The 24,654-nt window shown below is 35.3% G+C and carries 24 protein-coding genes and 1 riboswitch; of the genes, 9 read left to right on the plus strand and 15 right to left on the minus strand.

Translation table 11 applies throughout. The features are described 5' to 3' along the window. Positions 1 to 118: 118 nt before the first annotated feature. The 3 genes from ACSVC9_RS09720 to ACSVC9_RS09730 all read left to right on the plus strand — a co-directional run bounded on the left by ACSVC9_RS09720 (position 119) and on the right by ACSVC9_RS09730 (position 2,426). The gene (locus ACSVC9_RS09720) at positions 119 to 922 is read left to right on the plus strand and encodes a transporter substrate-binding domain-containing protein (RefSeq protein WP_446897294.1); all 804 of its coding nucleotides are present in this window, start codon (positions 119 to 121) and stop codon (positions 920 to 922) included. 105 nt (positions 923 to 1,027) lie between these two features. Continuing rightward, entirely contained in the window at positions 1,028 to 1,678 is a 651-nt protein-coding gene (locus ACSVC9_RS09725; RefSeq protein ID WP_446897295.1) for an amino acid ABC transporter permease, read from the plus strand. Positions 1,679 to 1,691: 13 nt separating this feature from the next. Further along, the gene (locus ACSVC9_RS09730; RefSeq protein WP_446897296.1) at positions 1,692 to 2,426 is read left to right on the plus strand and encodes an amino acid ABC transporter ATP-binding protein; all 735 of its coding nucleotides are present in this window, start codon (positions 1,692 to 1,694) and stop codon (positions 2,424 to 2,426) included. Positions 2,427 to 2,470: 44 nt separating this feature from the next. Here ACSVC9_RS09730 and kamE read toward each other — a convergent pair whose 3' ends face one another. From kamE to kal, 8 genes are read right to left on the minus strand one after another with little or no spacing between them, the layout of a single operon-like run. Continuing rightward, a complete protein-coding gene (gene kamE, locus ACSVC9_RS09735; RefSeq protein WP_446897297.1) occupies positions 2,471 to 3,259 on the minus strand; it encodes a lysine 5,6-aminomutase subunit beta in 789 nt (262 codons plus the stop codon). Between the two features lie 20 nt (positions 3,260 to 3,279). Next, complete coding sequence (gene kamD / locus ACSVC9_RS09740) at positions 3,280 to 4,824, minus strand: lysine 5,6-aminomutase subunit alpha (RefSeq protein WP_446897298.1); 1,545 nt, start codon at positions 4,822 to 4,824, stop codon at positions 3,280 to 3,282. Next, the gene (gene kamC, locus ACSVC9_RS09745) at positions 4,814 to 6,283 is read right to left on the minus strand and encodes a lysine 5,6-aminomutase reactivase ATPase KamC (protein ID WP_446897299.1); all 1,470 of its coding nucleotides are present in this window, start codon (positions 6,281 to 6,283) and stop codon (positions 4,814 to 4,816) included. Before kamC ends, kamD begins: the two co-directional genes overlap by 11 nt. Further along, positions 6,280 to 7,329, minus strand: coding sequence for a lysine 5,6-aminomutase reactivase subunit KamB (gene kamB / locus ACSVC9_RS09750; RefSeq protein ID WP_446897300.1), 1,050 nt, complete (start codon positions 7,327 to 7,329; stop codon positions 6,280 to 6,282). The genes kamC and kamB overlap by 4 nt, the downstream gene beginning before the upstream one ends. A 2-nt stretch (positions 7,330 to 7,331) precedes the next feature. Beyond that, complete coding sequence (kamA, locus tag ACSVC9_RS09755) at positions 7,332 to 8,618, minus strand: lysine 2,3-aminomutase (protein ID WP_446897301.1); 1,287 nt, start codon at positions 8,616 to 8,618, stop codon at positions 7,332 to 7,334. A gap of 23 nt (positions 8,619 to 8,641) precedes the next feature. Beyond that, positions 8,642 to 9,676 (minus strand): L-erythro-3,5-diaminohexanoate dehydrogenase, encoded by a 1,035-nt coding sequence (gene kdd / locus ACSVC9_RS09760; RefSeq protein ID WP_446897302.1) that lies wholly within the window; start codon positions 9,674 to 9,676, stop codon positions 8,642 to 8,644. A 22-nt stretch (positions 9,677 to 9,698) separates the two neighbouring features. After that, complete coding sequence (kce, locus tag ACSVC9_RS09765) at positions 9,699 to 10,517, minus strand: 3-keto-5-aminohexanoate cleavage enzyme (RefSeq protein WP_446897303.1); 819 nt, start codon at positions 10,515 to 10,517, stop codon at positions 9,699 to 9,701. A 21-nt stretch (positions 10,518 to 10,538) separates the two neighbouring features. Further along, the gene (gene kal / locus ACSVC9_RS09770; RefSeq protein WP_446899840.1) at positions 10,539 to 10,901 is read right to left on the minus strand and encodes a 3-aminobutyryl-CoA ammonia lyase; all 363 of its coding nucleotides are present in this window, start codon (positions 10,899 to 10,901) and stop codon (positions 10,539 to 10,541) included. 272 nt (positions 10,902 to 11,173) lie between these two features. On the opposite strand from kal, the gene ACSVC9_RS09775 reads away from it, so the two are divergent. The 3 genes from ACSVC9_RS09775 to ACSVC9_RS09785 all read left to right on the plus strand — a co-directional run bounded on the left by ACSVC9_RS09775 (position 11,174) and on the right by ACSVC9_RS09785 (position 13,591). After that, positions 11,174 to 11,644 (plus strand): metal-dependent transcriptional regulator, encoded by a 471-nt coding sequence (locus ACSVC9_RS09775; protein WP_446897304.1) that lies wholly within the window; start codon positions 11,174 to 11,176, stop codon positions 11,642 to 11,644. A 69-nt stretch (positions 11,645 to 11,713) separates the two neighbouring features. Beyond that, positions 11,714 to 12,529 (plus strand): ATP-dependent sacrificial sulfur transferase LarE, encoded by an 816-nt coding sequence (gene larE / locus ACSVC9_RS09780; protein ID WP_446897305.1) that lies wholly within the window; start codon positions 11,714 to 11,716, stop codon positions 12,527 to 12,529. Between the two features lie 152 nt (positions 12,530 to 12,681). Next, positions 12,682 to 12,814: riboswitch (cyclic di-AMP (ydaO/yuaA leader) on the plus strand. Positions 12,815 to 12,817: 3 nt separating this feature from the next. Next, positions 12,818 to 13,591 (plus strand): cell wall hydrolase, encoded by a 774-nt coding sequence (locus ACSVC9_RS09785; protein ID WP_446897306.1) that lies wholly within the window; start codon positions 12,818 to 12,820, stop codon positions 13,589 to 13,591. A gap of 10 nt (positions 13,592 to 13,601) precedes the next feature. Here the strand turns inward: ACSVC9_RS09785 and ACSVC9_RS09790 are convergent, their stop codons facing one another. The 4 genes from ACSVC9_RS09790 to ACSVC9_RS09805 form a co-directional block, all read right to left on the minus strand. Further along, entirely contained in the window at positions 13,602 to 14,786 is a 1,185-nt protein-coding gene (locus tag ACSVC9_RS09790; protein WP_446897307.1) for a pyridoxal phosphate-dependent aminotransferase, read from the minus strand. Then, positions 14,783 to 16,132, minus strand: a complete 1,350-nt coding sequence (locus ACSVC9_RS09795; protein WP_446897308.1) for an ATP-binding protein — start codon at positions 16,130 to 16,132, stop codon at positions 14,783 to 14,785. Before ACSVC9_RS09795 ends, ACSVC9_RS09790 begins: the two co-directional genes overlap by 4 nt. A 99-nt stretch (positions 16,133 to 16,231) precedes the next feature. Next, on the minus strand, positions 16,232 to 16,831 hold the full coding sequence (locus tag ACSVC9_RS09800; protein WP_446897309.1) for a nitroreductase family protein: 600 nt from the start codon (positions 16,829 to 16,831) through the stop codon (positions 16,232 to 16,234). A 63-nt stretch (positions 16,832 to 16,894) separates the two neighbouring features. Continuing rightward, the gene (locus ACSVC9_RS09805; protein ID WP_446897310.1) at positions 16,895 to 17,743 is read right to left on the minus strand and encodes a DegV family protein; all 849 of its coding nucleotides are present in this window, start codon (positions 17,741 to 17,743) and stop codon (positions 16,895 to 16,897) included. 159 nt (positions 17,744 to 17,902) lie between these two features. Here ACSVC9_RS09805 and ACSVC9_RS09810 point away from each other — a divergent pair, with 159 nt between their 5' ends. Both ACSVC9_RS09810 and galU read left to right on the plus strand, forming a co-directional pair. Further along, a complete protein-coding gene (locus tag ACSVC9_RS09810; protein ID WP_446897311.1) occupies positions 17,903 to 19,435 on the plus strand; it encodes a hypothetical protein in 1,533 nt (510 codons plus the stop codon). Positions 19,436 to 19,451: 16 nt separating this feature from the next. Then, positions 19,452 to 20,333: a UTP--glucose-1-phosphate uridylyltransferase GalU gene (galU, locus tag ACSVC9_RS09815; RefSeq protein WP_446897312.1), complete on the plus strand. Its 882-nt coding sequence runs from the start codon at positions 19,452 to 19,454 to the stop codon at positions 20,331 to 20,333. Positions 20,334 to 20,388: 55 nt separating this feature from the next. On the opposite strand, the gene ACSVC9_RS09820 is transcribed toward galU, so the two are convergent. After that, positions 20,389 to 20,928 carry a protein kinase gene (locus tag ACSVC9_RS09820; protein WP_446897313.1) on the minus strand — a complete coding sequence of 180 codons (540 nt, stop codon included), beginning with the start codon at positions 20,926 to 20,928 and terminating at the stop codon, positions 20,389 to 20,391. Positions 20,929 to 21,239: 311 nt separating this feature from the next. On the opposite strand from ACSVC9_RS09820, the gene ACSVC9_RS09825 reads away from it, so the two are divergent. Continuing rightward, positions 21,240 to 21,536: a DUF6506 family protein gene (locus ACSVC9_RS09825; RefSeq protein ID WP_446897314.1), complete on the plus strand. Its 297-nt coding sequence runs from the start codon at positions 21,240 to 21,242 to the stop codon at positions 21,534 to 21,536. Positions 21,537 to 21,585: 49 nt separating this feature from the next. Here the strand turns inward: ACSVC9_RS09825 and pflA are convergent, their stop codons facing one another. Then, complete coding sequence (gene pflA / locus ACSVC9_RS09830; protein WP_446897315.1) at positions 21,586 to 22,314, minus strand: pyruvate formate-lyase-activating protein; 729 nt, start codon at positions 22,312 to 22,314, stop codon at positions 21,586 to 21,588. A gap of 9 nt (positions 22,315 to 22,323) precedes the next feature. Beyond that, on the minus strand, positions 22,324 to 24,555 hold the full coding sequence (pflB, locus tag ACSVC9_RS09835) for a formate C-acetyltransferase (protein WP_446897316.1): 2,232 nt from the start codon (positions 24,553 to 24,555) through the stop codon (positions 22,324 to 22,326). Positions 24,556 to 24,654: the final 99 nt, after the last annotated feature.

Raw genomic sequence — 24,654 nt, forward strand, 5'->3', positions numbered from 1 at the left:
TTACCCGGAACTTTAAAAAGTCCCGGGTTTTTGAACAATCTGGTACAATAAGTATATTGTATGTATTATGATATATTAATAAAATTAACTTAAAGCAAATTAAAGGGGGATCTACTTTATGAAAAAAATTTTATCAATTCTTATTGCTGTATCAGTAATAACAGTTTTATTTGCAGGATGTGGAAAACAAAACAGTGGTTCCAATTCTTCCAGCAGCGGAAGTACACTTGAAAAAGTTAAAAAGGACAAAAAAGTAGTACTTGCTGTAGACGATACCTATCCACCAATGGAGTTTAGAGATGGAAGCAACAAACTTGTAGGTTTCGATATAGATATGGGAACTGCCATAGGTAAACAGATGGGTGTAAAAGTCGAATTTGTTTCAACTGCATGGGATGGAATATTTATGGGATTAAAGAGTAAAAAATATGATGGTGTTCTTTCATCCGTCAGCATAACCGATGAAAGAAAAAAATCCATGGCTTTCTTCGGTCCATATATTCACGGTGGTCAGGTAATATCTGTAAAACAGGGTAATACAGCTATTAAATCATCAAAAGATTTAAATGGAAAAGTAGTAGGTGTACAAATTTCAACAACAGGTGAAGAAGCTGCAAAAAAAATTCCCGGTGTAAAACAGATAAAAACATATGACAAGATAACTGATGCATATAATGACCTTATAATAGGAAGAACTGATGCAGTTGTAGTTGACAATGTTGTAGCAAATTATTACAAAAAACAAAAGAAAGGTTTCGACGTTTTAAGTGAAAAACTCACTGATGAACCATTTGGAGCAGCCTTCAGACTTGAAGACAAGGATCTGGCAGCTGAATTCAGTAAAGCCTATGAAGCTTTAAAATCAAACGGAACTGCTGCAAAAATTTCTGAGAAATGGTTTGGTACAGATATTACAAAATAATAAATTCTAAATAGTAGAATAAGGTCTGCCTCAATTAATATTGGGACAGGCCAATAAATTCATCCTAGAATACTTTCACAAGCATTATAAAACCAGGAGGAAAATATGAATATAGATATAATTATAAACAGTATGCCGGTCATATTACGTGGATGTCTCATGACAATAGAGTTAACAGTAATTTCCTTGGTGATTGCAACTTTACTTGGAATTTTAATTTCACTTTTAAAAATATCTTCTAACCGAGTGTTATCATACATAGCTTCATTTTATACCTGGATCATAAGAGGAACTCCTCTACTAGTTCAACTGTTCTTTATATACTATGGTCTTCCCGCAATAGGTATAACCCTTACTGAATTTAAAGCTGCAGTAATTGCCTTGAGTTTGAACAGTGCAGCCTATATGGCAGAAATCATAAGAGGTGGAATACTTGGTATAGACAAGGGACAGACCGAGGCTGCAAAAGCTCTTGGCTTTTCGTATGTACAGACAATGAAAATAATAATACTACCCCAGACAATAAGAATTATTCTGCCGGCACTTGGAAATGAATTTATAGCAATGATAAAAGATACATCACTCGTTTCAACTATAGCTATGGTTGAATTGATGAGAACTGCACAACAAATTTCATCTGCAAAGTTTGCGCCTATAGAAATGTATCTCACTGCCGCATGCATGTATCTAATAATGACAACAGTATTCACCTGCCTGTTTACAGCTTTTGAGAAAAGAATGTCCAAATACGCTTAAGGGAGTGGATAAAATGTATATGATAGAAGCAAAAAATTTAACGAAGACTTTTGGAGATCTCGTTGTATTTAATAATATAAGTGTAAATGTAAAAAAAGGTGAGGTTCTGGTAATAATAGGACCCTCCGGCTCCGGTAAAAGTACCTTTTTAAGATGTCTCAACAGCCTTGAAATACCGGATTCCGGCGAAGTCAGTATTGAAGGACAAACTATAAATTACAAGAACAAAAAGAGTACAAGATCCATAATTGAAAAGATGGGCATGGTATTTCAGAATTTTAATTTATTCTCTCATATGACAGTTCTTCAAAATGTAATGGTGGCTCCGTTGAAGGTAAAAAAAGAGAATAAAAACGAAGTTGAAAAGAGGGCAAAGAGAATAATTGAAAAAGTTGGACTTATAGACAAGCTTGACATGTATCCGTCAAAACTTTCAGGTGGTCAGAGACAAAGAGTGGCAATAGCACGGGCCCTTGCCATGAATCCCGACATAATGCTTTTTGATGAACCTACCTCTGCGCTGGATCCTGAACTTGTTGGAGAAGTTCTAAATGTAATGAAGGAACTTGCAGAAGAGGGTATGACCATGGTTGTAGTTACACATGAAATGGGATTTGCAAAGGAAGTGGCTGACAGAGTCATATTTATGGACAGCGGTAAAATACTTGAGGAAGCTCCGCCAGAAGAAATATTCAACAATCCTAAAAATATAAGAACCAGGTCATTCTTAAGTAAAATTATTGCATGAACTGGCACCTATAAAAATATTCTGTTTGGATTGATTATTCAGAACTAAACAGAATATTTTTTTGTCATTTCCGTAACAAAAAAAGTAGCCACATCATCTGCAAATTTTCCTGGTCCGAACCCTGCATCATATCCCAGTTCCTTTGCAAGTTCATGGGTTATCCTTGCACCGCCGCACGCAAGTACTATTTTATCTCTCAACCCTTCTGCCTCTAAAAGTTCGACCAGATTCAAAAGATTTTTTATATGAACGTTTTTCTGCGTTACCGTCTGTGAAACCAGAAGTACATCTGCATTAAGTTCTTCAGCTCTTTTGACAAATTCTTCATTTTCCATCTGGCTTCCAAGGTTATAGGCATCTATCATGTCATATCTTTCAAGGCCATAATGTCCTGCATATCCCTTCATATTCATTATGGCATCTATTCCTACAGTGTGGGCATCCGTACCTGTACTAGCACCAACTACAACCAGTTTTCTCTTGATCTTGTCCCTTATATACTCGTTTATTTCATCCATGGACATTGTTTTTATACCTACGGTTTTAACAACTATTCCCGTATAGTCTACTCCATATTTCAGGCTTCCGTATACTACATAAAATGTAAAATCCTCATCAAGTTTTTTATGGCATACTATATCCGGTTCTTCAAGCCCCATTTTTTCTGCAATAAGTCTTGCGGCCTCTGTGGACTTCTCAGAATCCTCTACTGGAAGCGTAAAACTTACCTGTACCTTTCCATCATTCATGGTATCTCCATAGGGTCTTACATTTTTTAAATCAAGTGTCTTATCAAATTCCTTTTTTTCCATGGAATATAATCCACCACTCATAATAATCACCTTCCCATATTTTATAACATCAGTTCAATAAATGGATTAAAATAGCTTTCATCTTTTACAATAACACCTTCCAGACCTTTTCCTCCTTCCCTTGACCTCTTTATTCCTGCAAAAGCACCTTTTTCAATAGTATTGAAGAGTCCATCACGTTCAATATCCTGTAGAAGTGAAAATGCATTTCTCAGTACAAGGTCGGCACGTTTCTGTATTATTCCACCATCTTTAAATTCTATTTCCTCTCCAAGAGATTTCATGGAATTGAATACATAGGAAGCATTCTCTATGGAAAGAGCCCTGTCAGACATAAATGGAGTATGGATAGCTTCCGTAAGCATTCCAAGAAGATGGATTTTCTGGTCCGTCATTATAGTCACCATATTGAAAAGCGCGTCCTGTACATGTCCCTTAAAAATATTACCTGTCATATATTTTGTAGGCGGCATATATTTTAAAGGTGCCTTGCTGAATATCTCCCGTGCCATTTGTGCCTGTGCAAGCTCATATACAAACGCATTCTCCATATCTGGATCCATTTCAAATGCGTGTCCAAGGCCCATCTGTTCCTCCGCAAGCCCTGCCATAAGTGCAAACTGCTCATTTATAAACTGTGATGCCAGTACAGTATGTGCTTCTTCATAAGCATCTGCAGTAGTCAAATAATTGTCCTCTCCCGTGTTTATTATTATACCTGCAAATCCGTTTATAACTCTGGAAAAGTATTGATCTACAAGCGTTCTTTTCATGTTTATATCCCTAAACAATATTCCATAAAGTGCATCATTCAACATCACATCAAGTCGTTCCATGGCACCAAGGGCTGCAATTTCTGGCATACAGAGACCGGAACAGTAATTACAAAGCCTTATATACCTATTTAGCTTGCTGCCAACCTCGTCAAGGGCCTTTCTCATGAGCCTGAAATTTTCCTGGGTTGCATAAGTACCTCCAAAGCCCTCGGTTGTTGCTCCATAGGGTACATAATCAAGAAGGCTCTGCCCTGTGGTTCTTATGACAGCTATAATATCAGCTCCCTGCTTTGCTACCGCAACTGCCTGGGTTATATCCTCATATATATTTCCTGTTGCAACAATTACATACAAATACGGCCCCTGCTTATCTCCATAAGTTTCTATAAACCTGTTCCTTTCATATTTGTTTTCCCTTATCTTGTTGACATTTTTTTGTGCAATCTCCACGGACCTCTGCATGGTTTCAAATCGGTCCCCATTTTTAAATTCCTTGAGGTCAATTTTATTCTCTGAAACCTTCAGCGCTATCTCATCTGCTGCAAGCCCTGTAGACAGCATAGCATTCACCAGATAAAAGGATACACCTCTTGATAAATTATCTCCTTCATTTATATTGTCAACTACTACATTTGGAAGAGGAACTCCATTCTTGTCCACACCGTCAATTCCCATAAGTCTGCATATAGTTCTCTCTACAGAAACAGTAGTATGCCTGTCAATAAAGTTTTGTACGTCCATAGATATGTTTCTGGCACAAGCTCTGGCTTTTTCTACTATTTCAAAATTCAAGTTAAGCTTATCTCTCATACTTTCCCTCCTTGTCATATAGTTTCTCTGCTATATTTATAATTTCCTCATCTATGCCAATAAGAGAACATATATTGATGGCATCCCTCGGTATGGGAATATCTTTATCTACTCTCTCCAGCGTATAGTCCATGGAATCACTTATTGATTTCAAATAGTCACCACTATTATTTCCGGATTTATGGAGCTTTTTAAAATCAACATTTTTGAGTCCTCTTACCTGATAGTGCAATTTTGCAAAATTACATACTCCGTCATAATGTGTAGAAACTATGCATATTGAATTGAATCTGTTCATGTAACTTACAAGGGCCTTTGCTATATTGCTACCCTCTGCAGGATTCGTACCTCGTGCAAATTCATCAATAATTATGAGCCCTCTTTCGTTTTTGACCCTGTCCAGTATTTTTTTCAATTCGAGCATTTCCCCGCCAAAACTGCTTAATCCATTTTGTGCCGGTACAAGATCCTCCGACAAAAAACAGACAAAATCAAGTGGTGAAAACTCAAAGTAATCAGAAAATGTGTAAAATCCCATAACGGACATCACATAATTAAGTAAAATTGTCCTGAGCACCACAGTTTTTCCTCCCATATTGGCACCAGTTATTACAGTTGTACCTTCTCCGGCATCAATTGATATTGGATAAAATCTTCCTCCCCTTTTTGTCACCTGCTCTTTTATAACCGGATTTACGGCATTTTTCATATATATGCCTGGAGCTGCAGACAGTTTTGGACAGCACATATCATAATCCAATGTAAGTTTTGATTTGGCAAGAGCAATATCCAGCCTTCCCAGTGACAAGGTTGTATACAACAACTCATCCACATACCTGGAAATATTAAAAGATAGATATCTTCTTATCTCATATTCCACAGCACTTTCCCGGTCCACCAGCTTTTGCCTTTTCTCAAACAGTTCTCGCTGTCTTTTAGAATCTTTTTCTCGAAACATCTCCCCATCAAGTTTCTTCTTTAAATACCTTATATCTCGAAGTTTTGAAGAATACTCATCGTATATATAAAAGCTTGAAGTTTTGGATTTTATAGGATTGAGCAGCTTATAGATCTCCGAAAAATCATAAAGTGTTACACCATATATATCCAGGTCGCAATCTTCATACAGTTCTTCAAGCTCATAGTTCAATCCCACAAAATATTTTATTTCGTAAAGTTCTACTTCATCTAGAACATTTCCTTCACTGCATCTTGTAAAAGTGTTCCTTATATCCTTGAATCTGCGGAGTATATTTTTAAAATTATCCATAACAATATTATCTTTTGCAATAGAAAAACATTGCTGTATATTGCTGTATTCTAATAAAAGCTTATTTTCTTTCTTCAACGGCTTTAGATCATGCAAAATATCACCTGTATATACACAAGATGTTGAAAGCTTGTCAAGTATATGGTAATACCCTATTTCCTCCAGAGTGGTTTTATCTATATAGTTCATTCAATCACATCCAAATCATATTCCATTACATTAAAAACCGGTATGTCCGTATTCTCCTTCATTTTCTTCCAAAGTAAATCATAATCCATAATATACCCGGATGTTGACAGGGGATTCACACTTATTCCTATTATATTCATGCTATTTCTTACTTTAATCCTGCCTCCCCTGGCTGTAAATATGTTAAAGCTGTTTTTACCTAAAAACAGCTTAGTACTGTCTTCTACTACAAAAGTCACCTGACCTAAATTCAATGATGAATTTGCAATATCCATTATAAGTTTATCCGTTACAACACCTTTTATAAATATGAATTCCAAATTCTCCTTGAAATTGGATATTATTTCTACGGATGAGCCTATTGATGTCTTCAAATTACTTCTTTCAATCCTGTTATCATATACAAAAGCAATTCTGCAATCAACCATATTTTCATCATAAATTCTACCTATATTGTCCTGAACTTTTCCTATAGAAAATAACCTCAACAGATTGCAGGTCTCTTCAAGCAGATTTTCCACATTCCCTGAAAAAGCCGCACCTATACACAATATTGATGCTTCCGTAACTTCAGGAGAGGCAAATGTTTTTCTGGACAATGCACCGTCTATAATTGACAGTTCACATCCGTATTCCATAAACTTCTCTATGACATGCCTCATCTGCCCTTTAGTAGAGGGCCCTGCAATCTCAATGAATCCGGGATAAACACTTTTTCCTAATATTATATTTCCCAGCGGGGTTGACATGTTCAACTCATCAACTATGTTCAAAGTTGCATCGCTTTTGAGTATACATGACTTTGATGTGGCAATTAAAGTATTCTCTCTTATATAAATTCTGGGCTTTTTTGTAAATGTTACAAGATCTTTTTCCTCGCCGTCCCTTCCTATGGAAGTAACTCCTATTTTTTGCTGTCTAAATCGATTCAGTAAGAATTTCAGGGTAGTTGTTTTCCCTGTATTTTTCTCAAGTCCTATAAGTGATATGCTCCTGTATCTCCGTAGACAGTTCATAAGATTTTTAAAATCTTCGGATCTTTTCATATCTATATATTTTTAGACTCTGCGTCAATCCTCCCCGTAAATTTTTTTATTCTCATTTTTCTCTCGGAGTCTCCACATTCTATGGTCATCTTTTCGCCATTGAGTAATCCTGAAATTCCTATTCTGTGGACTTTCTTGTTTCCTCTGCACACTTCGCAGTGACAGTCCGGTCTGTAATTTTCCGGTTCCTGATAAGTGGTTATAACTCCTTCAAAATTTCTCATTATGACTTTGTCATTGCTCTGGCTTATTACATAATTCGGCATTATAGGTATCTTGCCGCCTCCGCCGGGAGCATCAACTACAAAAGTAGGCACACAGTATCCAGACGTATGTCCTCTAAGTCCTTCTATTATCTCCACTCCTTTTGAAACAGACGTCCTGAAGTGACTCAGTCCCATGGAAAGATCACATTGATAAATATAATAGGGTCTGACTCTTATTTTTACAAGTTCATTTACAAGTTTTTTCATTACATGAACACAGTCATTTACTCCCCTCAGCAGAACAGACTGGTTTCCAAGTGGAATACCCGCATCTGCCAGCATTTCACATGCCCGCCTGGATTCTTCCGTAATTTCATTAGGATGATTGAAATGTGTATTGAGCCATATTGGATGATATTTTTTGAGCATGTTTACAAGGTCTTCAGTTATCCTCTGAGGCATGACCACAGGAACTCTTGAACCTATTCTTATTATCTCCACATGTGGAATTTTTCGTAATTTTTTTATTATATACTCCAGTTTATCATCACTTATGAGAAGAGCATCTCCACCTGATAAAAGTACATCTCTTACGGCCGGATTAGAGGCTACATATTCTATACACTTCTCAATCTGTGCCATGGGAAGAAAATTGTCGCTGTGCCCTGCAAATCTTCTTCTCGTACAGTGCCTGCAGTACATTGCACATTGATCTGTTATGAGCATAAGCACTCTGTCAGGATATCTGTGCGTAAGTCCGGGGACAGGTGAATCTCCATCTTCATGAAGCGGATCCAGGAGATCTTCATCTGAAATATAAGTTTCATCTATAGTAGGAATTGCCTGCTTTCTTATCGGATCAAACTTATCTTTTGTATCTATCAGAGACAAATAATAGGGAGTTATAGCCATTCTGAACTTTTCAAGACACTTTTTCGCCCCGTATTCCTCTTCTGGTGTAAGCTCAATATATTTTTTCAGCTCATCTACTGTTTCAATTCTATTTTTAACCTGCCATTTCCAGTCATTCCACTTATAATCTTCAACATCTTTAAAAAGCTCCTGCTTTCTACTTGTTATCATATTAAAATCCCCTTTACTTCAAATTAGGAATATCTTTCTTCAAAAATCTTTTTTAAAACTTCAGATTCTCTCAGCTCATCAAGAGCTATTTCTGCGTGTCCCCTCGTATATCCATTTCCAATATACAACTTTACGTCTTTTCCAACTCCTTCTGCCCCAAGTGCAGCCTTTGTAAAGCTTGTAGCCATGGAAAAGAAATATGCAGTACCATTATCTGTCACTGGAAGTATTGTGGACATCTCCGTATTTTGTACATTCACACAATTAATTGCTATGTCAAATTCTTTTCCAGCATTTGCATGAATTGTTCTCTCCAAAACTTCCATTGCATTTGTTGCATCGGCAACAACAACTTCATCACAAAATCCCGTTTTTATAAGATATTCCTTGTCCTTCTGAAATGCTACTAATCCAACTACCTTTCCTGTAGATCCCGCTCTTTTTTTTGCCTCATAACAGCACAGTATTCCCGACTTGCCAAAACCTCCTAATACAAGGACTCTATCACCTTTTTTTACCATCTTCGATGTCTGGGCAGGAGCACCGGCAACGTCAAGTACTGCAAGAGCCAGATTTTCACTCAGATCCTCCGGAAGTTTTACATACAATCCACTTTCAAAAAGCACTGCCTTTCCATCTATTTCAACTCTATCTATATCCTTATATATCTTTTTAATGCTATATATTTTAAGAGGTGTAAGAGATAGTGAAACCAATGTTGCAATCTTGTCTCCAATTTCAAGGTTTGTCTTTGGCTGGATATCACTACCTATTTTTTCTACTGTTCCTATGAGCATTCCTCCCGAACCTGTAACGGGGTTTTGCATTTTCCCTCTGTTTTCAACTATTTCCATTATATTTTCCTTTATCTTTTCCATATTTCCCTTTTGAGCCATTTCTATCTGGGTAAAGCTTGCGGAATCTATATTTAAAGCACTGACATCTATAAGTATTTCATCATTTGATATATTTATATCATTTGATATTTTAAGAGCTGCCTGGGGTAATACACCTTTTGGCTCTATGACCCTGTGAATTCCATATTTACGACCTATCATCCAACTACCTCCCAAATTTCATCTATAAAATGTGAAGAATCTGTCTGGCCTCCTGCGGTGTAGCAATGTCCCTATCTATTTCTCCAGCCATTCTAACTATTTTTTCCACCATCTCTCCATTGGATTTTGCAAGTACATCCTTCTTAATATATATATTGTCTTCAAATCCAATTCTTACATTTCCTCCTGCAGCAATGGCAATAGCTGCCATTGGAAACTGGTATTTTCCAATGCCTGTTACAGTATAAGTTGCCCCGCTGGGTATACTCCCTATCATAAAAGTCAGGTCCCTCAAAGTAGCACCTATACCTCCTCTCACACCCATAACAAAATTGAAATGAAGGTGAGAGCTAAAATATCCTTTATTTTGAAACCTCAGGGCAGTATCTATCATACCCTTGTCAAATACCTCAATTTCTGCTTTTACATTCATTTCATTCATCTTTTCTGCAAAATAAATTATAGTACTTTCTTTATTCACAAATATATCATCATTCCCAAAATTCAAAGTGCCACAATCAAGGCTTGCCATTTCGGGCTTAAGGTAAACTGGATTCAATCTCTCATCATCATCCATACCAACCGATCCTCCTGTAGAAGTCTGTATTATGACATCCTTACATTTGCACCTGATTGCATCAATGCACTTTTTAAAGATATTAAAATCCTGGGTTGGTGTACCATCCTCCTTTCTTACATGAAGATGAATTATACTTGCTCCCGCCCTGTACGCACTTTCTGCCTCATTGACAATTTCATTTACTGAATAGGGAATGTTTGAATTTTGTTCTTTAGTTACCTCTGCACCACATATAGCTGCAGTAATAATCAACTTCTGCATACTATCATCTCCCATAATCCTCTATCTTTTTATACGCTGCTTGTCTTTTGTAACAACACATGTTCCTGTTGCCCTGCATACTATAATAGCTTTATCAAGAAAATCCGCTGCAGAATCATTTATATCAGTTCTTGGACATATTACTTTTCTTGCTTCGAATTCCATTTTTCGTGAAGTATTTCCAGTTTTTATAATTTTACCATATACTTCTATATAATCTCCAGCATATACAGGTGAAATAAATTCCACATTTTCATAAGCTTTAAATAATCCTTCATCTCCATCATATTTTATTAAAAGCTCCGTAGCCACATCTCCAAAAAGTGCAAGTATTCTGGCTCCATCCACAAGATTTCCACCATAATGCGCATCACTGCAGCTCATTCTAAGTCTTATAACTGATTCATACAATTAAAACCCCTCCTAAATTTATATTAAAATGTTAAAAATGCAAAGAATGTATTGCTAAATTATCAATATTTCAGTACATTCATTATAATTTATTTCTATGCTTCAAACAATTAACTTTATGTATGTAATTAAAGGATACAAATATACATTGTGTACATAATTCCAGCAAAACCAATAGTGTAATTATATTTGTCATTCAAACATATAATCTATTAATGCTTTTAGGAATCAAGGTGAGTTAATTTATGAATGACGACCAGTTTTTTACATTCAATGAATACATGAAAAAAGATGAAAATCTTCTTACAGCATCAATGGAAGACTACGTGGAAATGATATATAGATTATCAGTGAACACAGGTTTTACAAGAGTCCATGAATTATCTGATTCACTAAATGTACAACCTCCCTCAGTTACCAAAATGATACAAAAATTATCCAAATTGAAAATATTGAAATATGAAAAATACGGTGTCATAATGCTTGAAAAAAAAGGAATAAAAATAGCAAGGGACCTCATAAACAGACATAACACCATATCAAATTTTCTTGCACTATTGGGTGTAAAAGATGAAATGATTCTGCCCGAAACAGAAAAAATAGAACATACTATAAATAAACAAACCGTAAAGTGCTTCAATAACTATGTGAAATTTATGAAAAGCAATCCAGATATATATTTAAAATTTAAAAATTATATAAAATCGCCGACCTGATTAATCTATGTTATAATTATAACTAGTTGATCAACAGTATAAAACTTCACATAAAATTGGAGGGTTATTATGGATAATAAATTGGATGTATTAAAGAAAAATATCAAAGATCTTGGGAGTGCTGTCGTTGCATTTTCTGGAGGAGTTGACAGTACTTTTCTCCTGAAAGTTGCCCATGATGTTCTAGGTGACAATGTAATTGCAGTAACTGCAACATCCTCCACATATCCTAAGAGGGAACTCAATGAAGCTAAAAAATATGCAAAGATTATAGGTGTAAAGCATATAATTATAGAATCAGAAGAGCTGGATATAAAAGGATATGCACAGAATCCAGTAAACAGATGCTATTATTGTAAAAAAGAACTATTTTCAAAGCTTACAAATGTGGCAAAAAAAAATGAAATGGATTATGTAATGGACGGATCTAACCTGGATGACACAGGGGATTACAGACCCGGTATGGAAGCTGCAAAAGAGCTTGGAATAGTCAGTCCTTTAAAAAAAGCCGGACTTACTAAAAATGACATTCGAAAATTCTCAAGGGATATGGGACTGCCAACCTGGAATAAGCCATCCTTTGCATGTTTGTCTTCTAGATTTCCATATGGAAACGAAATCAACAGCAAAAAATTGAAAATGGTTGAAGATGCAGAACAATTTCTTCTTGATCTTGGCTTCAGGCAAGTAAGGGTAAGACACCATGGGCAGATAGCAAGAATTGAAGTAGCACCAGAAGAGAGAAGCAAATTTTTCAGTCTGGAACTTATGGACAAAATCGGAAATAAATTTAAAGGCATTGGCTTCACTTACGTGACTCTTGACATATTAGGCTATAAAACAGGCAGCATGAATGCAGTACTTGGTTCAATGCACAGTTCATAGTTTACAATTCACAATTAAAATAATATCCGGGAATATATTCCTGGATATTATTTTATTCCATTTAATTCTGTAATTTACTATAGTACATCATTATGACAGCAATTCCAAACATTTAATATAGATATACTCCCCAGATATTTGTTAGAATATCACATATAGACAAGCCTAAATTACCAGAAATGGAATGCGGGGGATCATATTTTATCAGGGGTGAATCTTTTTTTAAGTAGGGATATCCCGTCCCGAACCCGTCAACTAACCTCGCCGGCAAAATAAGGGGGAAATACAATGAATTTTAAGAAAATAAGAATTCTTCTATTTACTGCTGCCTTTTCAGCCATATCATTTACACAAGTACATGCAGCAAGCTATAAAGTTAAATCAGGTGACTCCCTGTTCAAAATAAGTATATTGTTTAAAAACAGTGTAGATTCCATAATAAAGAACAATAATCTGAAGTCCACCGTTATATATCCAAATCAGATATTAAATGTAGATTCCAGGACTTATACTGTACAAGCTTCCGACAGCCTCTATCTAATAGCTAAAAAATACAATATATCTGTGGATACATTGAAGGCAGCCAACAACAATGTAAATAATTATATTTATCCTGGACAGGTATTGAATATACCTTCAGGACATATTTTTATTGGTAGTACAAGTCAATCGAATGAATCCAAGCCTCTGGTTCCATATACCACAAGCGACCTTGACCTTTTGGCAAGACTGGTCAATGCTGAAGCACAAAGCGAACCTTATACAGCCAAGATAGGTGTAGCTGCCGTGGTTTTAAACAGAATAAAAAGCCCGGAATTTCCATCTACAATAAAAGATATAATATATGAAAAGTCCTATGGATATTATCAGTTTACTCCTGTAGAAAATGGTTGGATAAATAAAACACCTTCAGAGGATTCCAAAAAAGCCGCATATGATGCACTTCATGGTTCGGATCCAACAAAAGGTGCCATATATTATTTTGACGACAGTACCACAAACAAATGGCTGTGGTCAAGGAAAATAGCCTTGAGATCAGGTAAAATGGTATTTACCTATTAATAATTTGACTCTATAAATATCTTTCAGCTAATTTGTTAAAGCTGTCAAGGGATTTCTCTATCTTGTCATAGGATATACAATAAGCCAGTCTAAAATAACCAGGACATTTGAAAGATGAACCTGGAACTATCAGCAGATTGAATTTCTTAGCCTCTTTTGCAAATTCCACATCATCCGGAATAAGTGCTTTAGGGAAAAGATAAAAGGCACCTTCTGGCCTGATACATGAAAATCCTATTTTCACAAGATGATTGTACAGGAGATCCCTGTTTTTCTTATATATGTCTATATCAACTTTTGAATCAATGCATTTCCCTATTACTCTCTGAAACAATGATGGAGCATTTACAAATCCCAAAATTCTATTTGCCACATTGAGAGCAGACATTGTATCCTCAAAATCATCCATTTCACTGCTGCAGACTACATACCCTATTCTTTCTCCAGGCAGTGAAAGAGATTTGCTGTAGGAATATCCTACAAAGGAATTTCTATAGTAGTTCAATATGTATGGTACCTTTACACCATCATAAGCAATTTCCCTGTATGGTTCATCTGAAATTAAATATATGCTGCTATCCAATTCCTCTTGTTTTTTATTTAAGATATACGCCATATCTTTTATAAGTTTTTCCGAATAAATAATCCCGGTTGGATTATTGGGAGAATTTATTATTACAGCCTTTGTATTATTATTTATTTTATTTTCCAGTACATTCAAATCAGGCTCGAAGGTTTCGGAATTTGAAGGAACAATTACAAGTTTTCCATCAAAATTATCTACATAATTTTCATATTCTCCAAAAAAAGGCGAAAAAACAATAACTTCATCTCCAGGATTAATGATTGTCTTTAAAATTATGTTTAATCCTCCTGCCGCTCCACAGGTCATTATAAGATTGCTCTGAGTCAATTTCAATTTGTACTTTCTATTTAGGTTTTCAGCAATAATGCTTCTGACATCCTCGTAGCCGGAATTGCTCATATATCCATGAACAAGATTCGGGGATTCATCTTCAAGTATTTCAACTACTGAATTTTTTATGTCCTCTGGTGGTTTGACATTTGGATTACCCAGGCTGAAATCAAAAACATTTTCCTCTCCATAAATAGATGCCAACCTTTTTCCCTCTTCGAACATAGCCCTTACTATAGAGCTCCTTGATACATATTTCTTCATTTTTTCAGATATCATATTTTTTCACTCTCCATTATTGATTTATGACCTTCTATCCAGTCTACAAACTGAACTGCTGTCCTCGGGGAACGTCCGTTATACCACATCTCCCATTTGACAGCCTCCCTGTGAAGGGTTTCCCTGTCTATATTCAATTTTCTCTTCTTTACGATTCCATCTACAATTTCAAGATATTTTTTCTTATCAGGGGATACAAACACTATATTTATACCAAATCTGTCTGCCAGAGATAGCTTTTCCTGCCTACTGTCTCCTGAATGTATTTCTTCCTCGTTGTTTCGATCCTGGGATCCAAGTCTGTCACTAAAATACTCCTTTACAAGATGTCTTCTATTTGAGGTTGCATATATCAATATATTCTTTGATCTGCGTTCCAGTCCACCTTCAAGTACGGATTTAAGAGCAGTGTAACTCTCTTCATTGTCACCGAATACAAGATCATCTATAAATATAATAAATTTCTGAGGTTTATTTCTCAATTTCCTTATTATATCCGGAAAATCCGTAAGATAGGCCTTGGGAAGTTCTATCATTCGCAGTCCTAGACTATAGTATTTATTCAGTATTGCCTTTACTGTAGAAGATTTCCCGGTACCTCTATCGCCATGAAGCAATACGTTGTTTGCCGGAAATCCATTTAAAAATTGGAGTGTATTCTCTACTACGACTGACCGTTCTTCTTTATAACCTATAAGATCAGAAAGCTGAATTGGATCAGGATCGGTTATACTCTTAAATTTACCCTTCCCAGATTCATGTTCCCATACAAAAGCCCTGTATCTGGCAAAAATACCATACCCATAATCATGATGGAATTTTTTAAGATAATCAATACATTTCCTCCAATCATCGCTTGAGTAGAATTTTTCCTTTATGGATTCTATATAATCCGTGGCATCCTCATCCCGTGCGTTCTTATTATTCCACTCCGGCAGTTCTTCCACTACATACCTGCATTCATTATCCAGTATACCATGTGCAAGTACACCTTTTATCTCCGTACTGCTAATTCTAGCAGCAAGCTGAAGGTTTTTAAGATCATTGGATACAGCCTTTTCAATATTTAACCTCTCCTTTGAGAAAGGATTTTCATCAAATATAATCTTATCTACCATATGGCTCTCCAGCGAATTTGCCCCACTTTGTAACAATTCAAAAAAGAATCCATTATATAGGTCAACAACTTCCTCCAAACTGACATCTGAACCATCCATGCAATCAAGTAATGAATATAATTTATTTATAACTGGATCCTTGAGTAAATTTCTATAGATGGAAATAGACTTTAATGCAAGTTTAGCACCTCTTATTTTAAAGTTTGGCTGAAAGTCTATGTATTGCATAAAAAACCCCCCTAAGCATAAAATGTAATTTATATTTATTCTAACATAATAGAATAAAAAAGACACTTTCTATTTCTCAAGAAAGCATCTTTTCAAATACTACTTAAATATCTTTATTCTATCTTTCAATGGAAGGAATTCCTTCTTATCTGCCGGAGCCTCCGGTTTTCCAAATGGCATCTGGGCAATAAGCTTCCAATTTGAAGGGATATCATATGTTTTATTTACCTCATCGTCTATAATAGGGTTATAATGTTGAACAGATGCTCCAAAGCCTTCAATCTCAAGTGATGTCCACACTATAAATTGAAGTATTCCTGAACCCTGCTGAGACCATATAGGAAAATTATCTTTGTAGAGAGCAAATTTTTTCTGAAGTTCTTCTACAACATTTTGATCTTCGAAAAATAGGATGCTTCCATATCCGCTTTTAAAAGAATTTATTTTAGCTTCAGTCTGTGAAAATTTTTCAGGTGGAACTATTTTACTGAGTTCCGTCTTTGTTATATCCCATAGCTTATCATGATATTTCCCTAAAAGCACTACCACTCTTGAACTTTGTGAGTTAAATGCCGAAGGGGCATTTTTTACCGCACTTTCGATTACTTCCAGTATCTTTTCATCAGAAATTACACTTTCCTTACTTATAGAATATATAGTACGTCTATCCTCCACAGCTTTATAAAAATCCTTGCCCATCTATTGCACCTCCACTTTAAAATATAGTTGTTTATAGTTTTATTTTATCATATAAATTTGCTACTACAAACTCCTATAACATACTCCGACAGTCCCTGGACCTGAATATACTCCAACTATTGGACTTATCTGACCTATCATATATATATTACTGATATTTTCCAACTTTGAAATCATATTCTTCACTTTTTCTGCATCTTTTTCCGCGTTACCATGAACAATATATACATCACATTTACCCTGCTCAAGAAGTTCTTTCCCTATTTCAACGATTCTGTTTAATGAACGTTTTATTCCCCTTACCTTGCCATAGGAATGGCATATACCTTGATTATCATCAAAATATACAATAGGTTTTATATCCAGTAATTCACCTATCGTCCCGGACAGTTTTCCTATACGCCCGCCTTTTTTTGCATATTCAAGCGTACCAAATACAAAGAAGAAGTGCATACACTTTTTAATTTCCGGTATCTTATGTACAATCTGCTCAAAATTATATCCCTTTTGGACAAGTTCACCGCATTCCTTTAAAATAACGCCTTCACCAACAGAAGTTGATTTTGAATCATATATATGTGTAATTAACTTTTTGTGTCTTCGGCTCACAAGCTTAAGCGCATTATATGTCCCCGAAAGTCCACTTGAGATAACTACTGCTATAATGTGCGTATATCCTTCATCTTCAAGTTTTTTATAAGTATTTTCCATGCAATCCATTGATGGAAGCGATGAACGCGGTATCTCCCTTTTCATGTTCTCATAAACTTCACCTGGAGTAATTTCAATTTTATCTATATACTCTCTATCATCATATATAATTCTAAAAGGTAATATATTTATATTATAATTTGCTATAGTATCCTCATCTATATCACATGCTGAATCCGTCAGCAGCGCAATTTTATCCATGGATCAAACCTCCTATATGTTTATATTATACAGTACATCTATTATTAGTTTAAATTATATTAACAAATTTACCACTGTTTTTTAAGTATTTTTTAAGATTCTTCCATCAGAATATATTTATAGTAAAAGGAAAGGAGATCATAGATGCACATTATTTCCATGAAAAAAAATACACTTAAAGTAATTTTAATTCTATTGATATTATTATCTTTAATCTCATGTGTTTATGCACTAAAGAATTACAAGTCAGCTGGAAACAATATAAACCAGCATGATACAGTTCAATTTCAAGGTAAAAGCAGAAATATGCCCACTCAAAGGCAGGGAGGACAGCCTAGGCCACAAAATGCTAGAAATATTAATTTTGGTATGTCAAACAACAAATATTCTCCTGTCCTGACAGTATATTTTTTGGCATTTATAGGTATTAGCCTTCTTCTTTTATATCTTGTGAAATACAAGAAATTGACAATAAGAAATGACAACAGGAAAATATTGATTTTTTCTCTACTCTTCATAGGATTAATATTGAGAATTATATTATCGACAATTGTAGAAGGATACAGGGGAGATATAAACCTGTTCAGAAGCTGGGCCTCCAGTGCTGCAAACAATTTTTTTCAATTTTACGGGAATTCAAATTCAAGTGATTATCCTCCACTTTATATCTACATACTGTTTATAATAGGTAAAATTTGCAGTATAAGTTCATTAAGTGGCTACTACACATTGATGCTTAAAATTCCTTCTATAATGACGGATACACTTACAGCCTATTTAATATACAGAATATCTAAAAAATATTTTTCCTTCGAAATCAGTCTATTATTTAGCTTATTCTATATGTTCAACCCTGCTGTATTCATTGACTCGACACTATGGGGTCAGGTTGATTCATTTTTTACATTGCTCATAGTACTCTCTATATTCATGATATGTAAAGGAAGGCCTGCATTTTCATCTATATTTTTTACATGCTCCATACTTATGAAGCCCCAGGGAATTATATTTTTACCAGTGCTTTTCTTCGAACTTGTAAGAAGGAAAAATACAGTAGTTTTTATAAAATCAATAATTTATGCTTTGATAACAGCTGCAGCTATTATACTTCCATTTTCTTATAATCAGAATTTTCTATGGATTTTCAAGCTATACTCAAAAACTATATCTGAATACCCTTACGCATCTGTCAATGGATTCAATTTTTTTAATCTATTTGGTGGAAATTACAAAGAGAGCTCAAGTACATTTTTCATATTAAGCTATGGAACATGGGGAATAATTGCCATTATAGCGATCACTTTATTTTCCTGGTTTATATATGCAAAAAAGGGAGATAAAGACTTTGCATTTATTACAGCCCTCATTCAAATTACGGGAGTATTTACATTTTCAACCGGTATGCATGAAAGATATTTGTTCCCTGCCCTGGCACTTTCAATTCTAAGCTTCATATATTTAAAAGACAGAAGATTTTTCACGCTATGTATAGGATACAGTATTACAATTTACTTCAATATATATTCCATTCTGTTCGGTAAATCAGGCGGCATGAACATGACTTCGGGCTCTCACAGCATATTGTCGGATGGAACTTCCCTACTAAATATAATACTGTTCATATACCTAATAAAGATATCAATTGACATTGTTAAAGGCAATAAATTGACTGATAATAAAGATTTTATATAGAAAGGATTGAATAATTATGAATATAAAGAAAGCCATAATTCCTGCTGCTGGTTTAGGTACAAGATTTTTGCCTGCAACAAAAGCTCAGCCTAAAGAAATGCTTCCTATAGTAGATAAGCCAATAATTCAATATATAGTTGAGGAAGCCGTTTCATCCGGAATTGAAGAAATATTGATAATTACAGGAAGGAACAAGAAATCAATAGAGGATCATTTTGATAAATCAATAGAACTCGAAAATGAGTTGAAAACCAGCAATAAAAACTCTCTTCTAAAATTGGTTCAGGATATATCACGTATGGTAGATATCTACTATATAAGGCAAAAAGAACCCAGAGGACTTGGCGATGCGGTAAATCTGGCAAAAAGTTTTGTAGATGGAGAACCTTTTGCTGTTATGCTCGGAGATGACATAGTTGATTCCAGGATTCCCTGTCTCAAGCAATTAATAGATTGTTACGACAAATACAAGACTTCAATTCTAGGAGTACAGCCAGTTGAAAAAAATATATTATTCAAGTATGGCATTATAGACGGCGTAAAAATCGAAAAAGGACTTTACAGGGTTAAGGATATGATAGAAAAACCTGAAATTGATCAAGCTCCTTCCAATATTGCAATACTAGGAAGATATATAATAACCCCTCAAATATTTGAAATGCTTGATATGACTCTACCTGACAAAAACGGCGAAATTCAACTGACAGATGCATTGAGAAAACTATCTAAAACAGAACCAATGTATGCTTATTGCTTTAAAGGTGATAGATTTGATGCCGGAGACAAACTTGGATTTCTTAAAGCCAATATACATTATGCTTTAAAACAAGAAGGTCTAAAGCATGATCTACTCAAATACATGTCATATGTTGATGATAACTACAAAAGCCTGAGATAACTAAAAAGAGCCTGTATAAAATATAATACAGGCTCTTGCTTGACTCTAATTATTGTTACTTATACTGCCAATTCAAATCAGGTCTTTCTTTTTCTAGTATTTTCATGAATTTATCAAGCAAACCCATCTTTTTCAGTTTTCTTAAAAATGACTTTGGATAGGGTATATTTTCCTCATAACTTTTCCTTGGATCTATGAGCATAAGCGTCCCGTCATCCTCAATGAACAAATGCGGGAATCTAACTTCCAGCTTTTTAAATCCCATCATTTTCATATGATCGATAAGATTTGCTACATCTATTACAAAAGATTTCCTTATTCCATGAGCCAATAAATAATCATATACATTTGTGCCACCTACATACTCTCTTATCATATAGTTTTTCCCCAGTTTATAGGCTCTTGGGAAGTGAGGACTTCCTTCTACGGACTTCAATATATCAAATTCAGCTTTACAGCTGTCTGAACTGTTAAATATTTTTATAACTTTGCCATCGGGCATTAAATAAACCTCTCCACTATGGCCCTTACCTAAAAAATTGCATTGTTTCAAATCAACTGGAATTGATTCATGACCAATATTCTTTTTTCTCAAATTAACACCTCCTTTGTTTTTATGTAGTATAAAAACAAAGGATTCTTCAACAGATCAAAAGATCTGTCTTATATTATAGTACTGCTGCTACCTGATTTTGTTACCCTATGATTACATCCATAAATCAAATGCCATAATGGGAATTTATAATATAAATTCCCATTATGGCATACTTTTTTCCCAAAATCGTACTACCAACCAATTCTGAAAAAACATTCTTCCATATGTAAAGGTTTTTAATCTGGCGCGGTTTATGCTTGTTTTAATAGTTGAAGGATAATTTAAAATTTATTGAGGTAGGAGTGATTAAGATGAAAGCTGCATTTATGTTTCTAGCTCCAGGGGCTAACCCTGAAACTCACACATCAATTATAAAAACTGAAAAAATGGAACTGGTTACTGTTGGAGTACCTGACTACAAAACTGCTTGCAAAAAGGCCATAGATCTTATAAATAACGGCATTTCAGCAATAGAACTATGCGGAGGTTTTGGTATTGAAGGAACATCAAAAATCAAGACTGCAGTAAATGGAAAAATTCCCGTAGGTGTGGTAAGATTTGATTTTCATCCAGGTTTAGGCTATAAAAGCGGGGATGAATTATTTTAAGAAAAGAGCTTATTCAGGATACTCATTAAAAGTATCCTGAATAAGCTCTTTATTTTTTAGCGTTCATTATATCTTCAACATATTTCTGAAATTCAAGTGCCTTTTCATTATTCATGGGCTTAATTCCCTTGAGTCTATATTCAATACCCATTTTCTCATATTTATCCTCTCCCATTGTATGATATGGCAGAATTTCAAACTTATCCAGCTTATCTAGATTAACGTGCTTATTAATAATGTCGATTATTTTATCCATACACTCATAACTGTCAGTTATTCCAGGAACCATAACATGCCTTATCCAGAGTCTTGATCCAGATCTATTCACTGCCTTGACAAATCTATAAAATTCCTCAATATTTCTTCCTGTCAATTTTTCATAACCCTGTCCATCAATATTTTTTATGTCCAAAATAACAAGATCCGTATACTTTAAAATTTCCTCATAATTTCCCTTTCCAAAGCCAGATGTATCCAAGGCAGTATTTATACCGCTTTCTTTACACAACTTCAGAAATTCAAGAAGGAACTCTGGCTGCATTAGTGGTTCGCCGCCAGAGCAGGTAACTCCGCCGCCAGACTTTTCAAAATATACCCTGAATCTCTCCACTTTTTTAAGAAGTTGTCCAGCACTCATGTTCTCACCCTCATCAAATTGCCATGTATCAGGATTGTGACAGAAAGCACATCTCAACCTGCATCCCTGAAAAAAGGCAACCACTCTTATGCCAGGTCCATCTACCAGACCCATGGTTTCAATTGAATGAATTTTTCCCATGTACTATACCTATACCCTCTCGTGGAAAGTCCTGTGTATTACTTCCATTTGCTGTTCTCTCGTAAGTTTTACAAAATGAACTGCATATCCTGAAACCCTTATAGTAAGTGTAGGATACTTCTCGGGATTATCTGCTGCATCAAGAAGTGTCTCCCTATTCATTACATTTACATTCAAATGGTGAGCGCCTTTATAAAAGTATCCATCCAAAATTGAAGCAAGATTATTTATTCTACTGTTGTCATCTTTTCCAAGAGCATCCGGAATAATGGAAAATGTATTGGATACACCATCCTGACATACGGATCTGTATGGTATTTTAGCTACAGAATTCAAGGATGCAAGCGCACCTTCTTTGTCCCTGCCATGCATTGGATTTGCCCCTGGTGCAAGCGGTTCTCCTGACTTTCTTCCATCAGGCGTAGTTCCTGTCTTCTTGCCGTACATTACATTTGAAGTTATCGTAAGTGCAGACAGAGTGTGTTCCGCATTTCTATAGATTTCAGTCTTTCTGAGTTCATTTATAAACTTGTTTACTATTTCAACCGCTATATCGTCCACCCTATCATCGTCGTTTCCATATTTAGGGAAGTCACCTTCAACTTCAAAATCCACAGCTACACCATGTTCATCCCTAACCGGCCTTACTTTAGCATATTTTATTGCACTAAGTGAATCCGCCGCAACAGAAAGTCCTGCTATTCCACATGCAAGAAATCTGTGTACCTCCGTATCGTGAAGGGCCATAAGTCCTGCCTCATAGGCATATTTATCATGCATATAGTGAATCAGATTCAAGCTATTTACATATAATTTGGCTACATATTCCATTACCTTGAAATAGTTTTTCCTCACTTTTTCATAGTCTAGTATTTCATCCTCCATCTTTTCTATATGAGGAACTACCTTCAGGAATTTTTTCTCATCAACACCACCGTTCATTGCATAGAGAAGGGACTTCGCAAGATTGCATCTGGCACCAAAAAACTGCATCTGTTTTCCCACCGCCATGGCTGATACACAACATGCTATAGCATAATCATCTCCATAAACAGGTCTCATTATATCGTCATTTTCATACTGGATTGCATCTGTTTCTATTGACATTCTGCTGCAGTACTTTTTAAATGCTTCAGGAAGATTCTGTGACCACAGTACCGTCATATTTGGCTCTGGAGCAGGCCCAAGATTTGTAAGAGTATTTAGAAACCTATAGGAATTTTTTGTGACAAGAGTTCTTCCATCTATTCCTATACCGCCTATAGCTTCTGTAACCCAGTTAGGATCCCCTGCAAATATCTCATTATATTCCGGAGTTCTAAGATGTCTTTCAAGTCTCAATTTAATTATAAACTGGTCTATAATTTCCTGGGCGCTCTGTTCATCTATTATACCTTTCTTCAAGTCCCTTTCTATATATATATCCAAAAATGTAGACACCCTTCCAAGGGACATCGCTGCACCATTGTTTTCCTTTATTCCCGCAAGATATCCAAAGTAAGTAAACTGGACAGCTTCTCTTGCATTTGATGCCGGATTTGAAATATCAATTCCATAGCGTGAGGCCATATTTTTCATCTTTTTAAGGGCTTTTATCTGTTCTGAAACTTCTTCTCTCTGTCTTATGAGACCTTCAGTCATATCTCCCTTTAGATTTTTCATGTCTTTTTTCTTCTCTTCTATTAAATAATCAATTCCATACAGTGCTATCCTTCTAAAATCACCTATTATCCTTCCCCGTCCATAGGCATCAGGAAGTCCTGTTAAAAGCCCTACATGTCTTGCCGTCTTCATTTCTTCATTATACACATCAAAAACCGCTTCATTATGTGTCTTTCTATACTTTGTAAATATACCATTCATATCATCATCGACTTTGTATCCATAAGCATCGAGAGCCTGCTTTACCATTCTTATACCACCGAAGGGATTCACCATCCTCTTGAGAGGTGCATCAGTCTGAAGTCCATATATCACCTCATTTGGCTTATCTATATATCCCGGTTCAAAGCTGTCAATGCCGGATACGGTCTTGGTATCCACATCAAGCACTCCGCCTTTTTTAATTTCCTCCAAAATCAACTTTTCTGATTTTTCCCAAACCTTCTTTGTTTTTTCAGTAGGTGATGTCAAAAAGCTTTCATCTCCAGCATAAGGTGCATAGTTCTTTTGTATAAAATTTCTCACATCGATGCTTTCTGTCCATTTACCGTTATTGAAATCTTCCCATCCAATTTTCATAAATATTCTCTCCTTTATAAATATTTTTACTATTCTTAAAATTTTTATGTTAAAACTCTAATAAAACCATATATTATCGACTTAAATAAAAATGACCGT

The sequence above is a fragment of the Clostridium sp. LBM24168 genome (assembly GCF_052953915.1).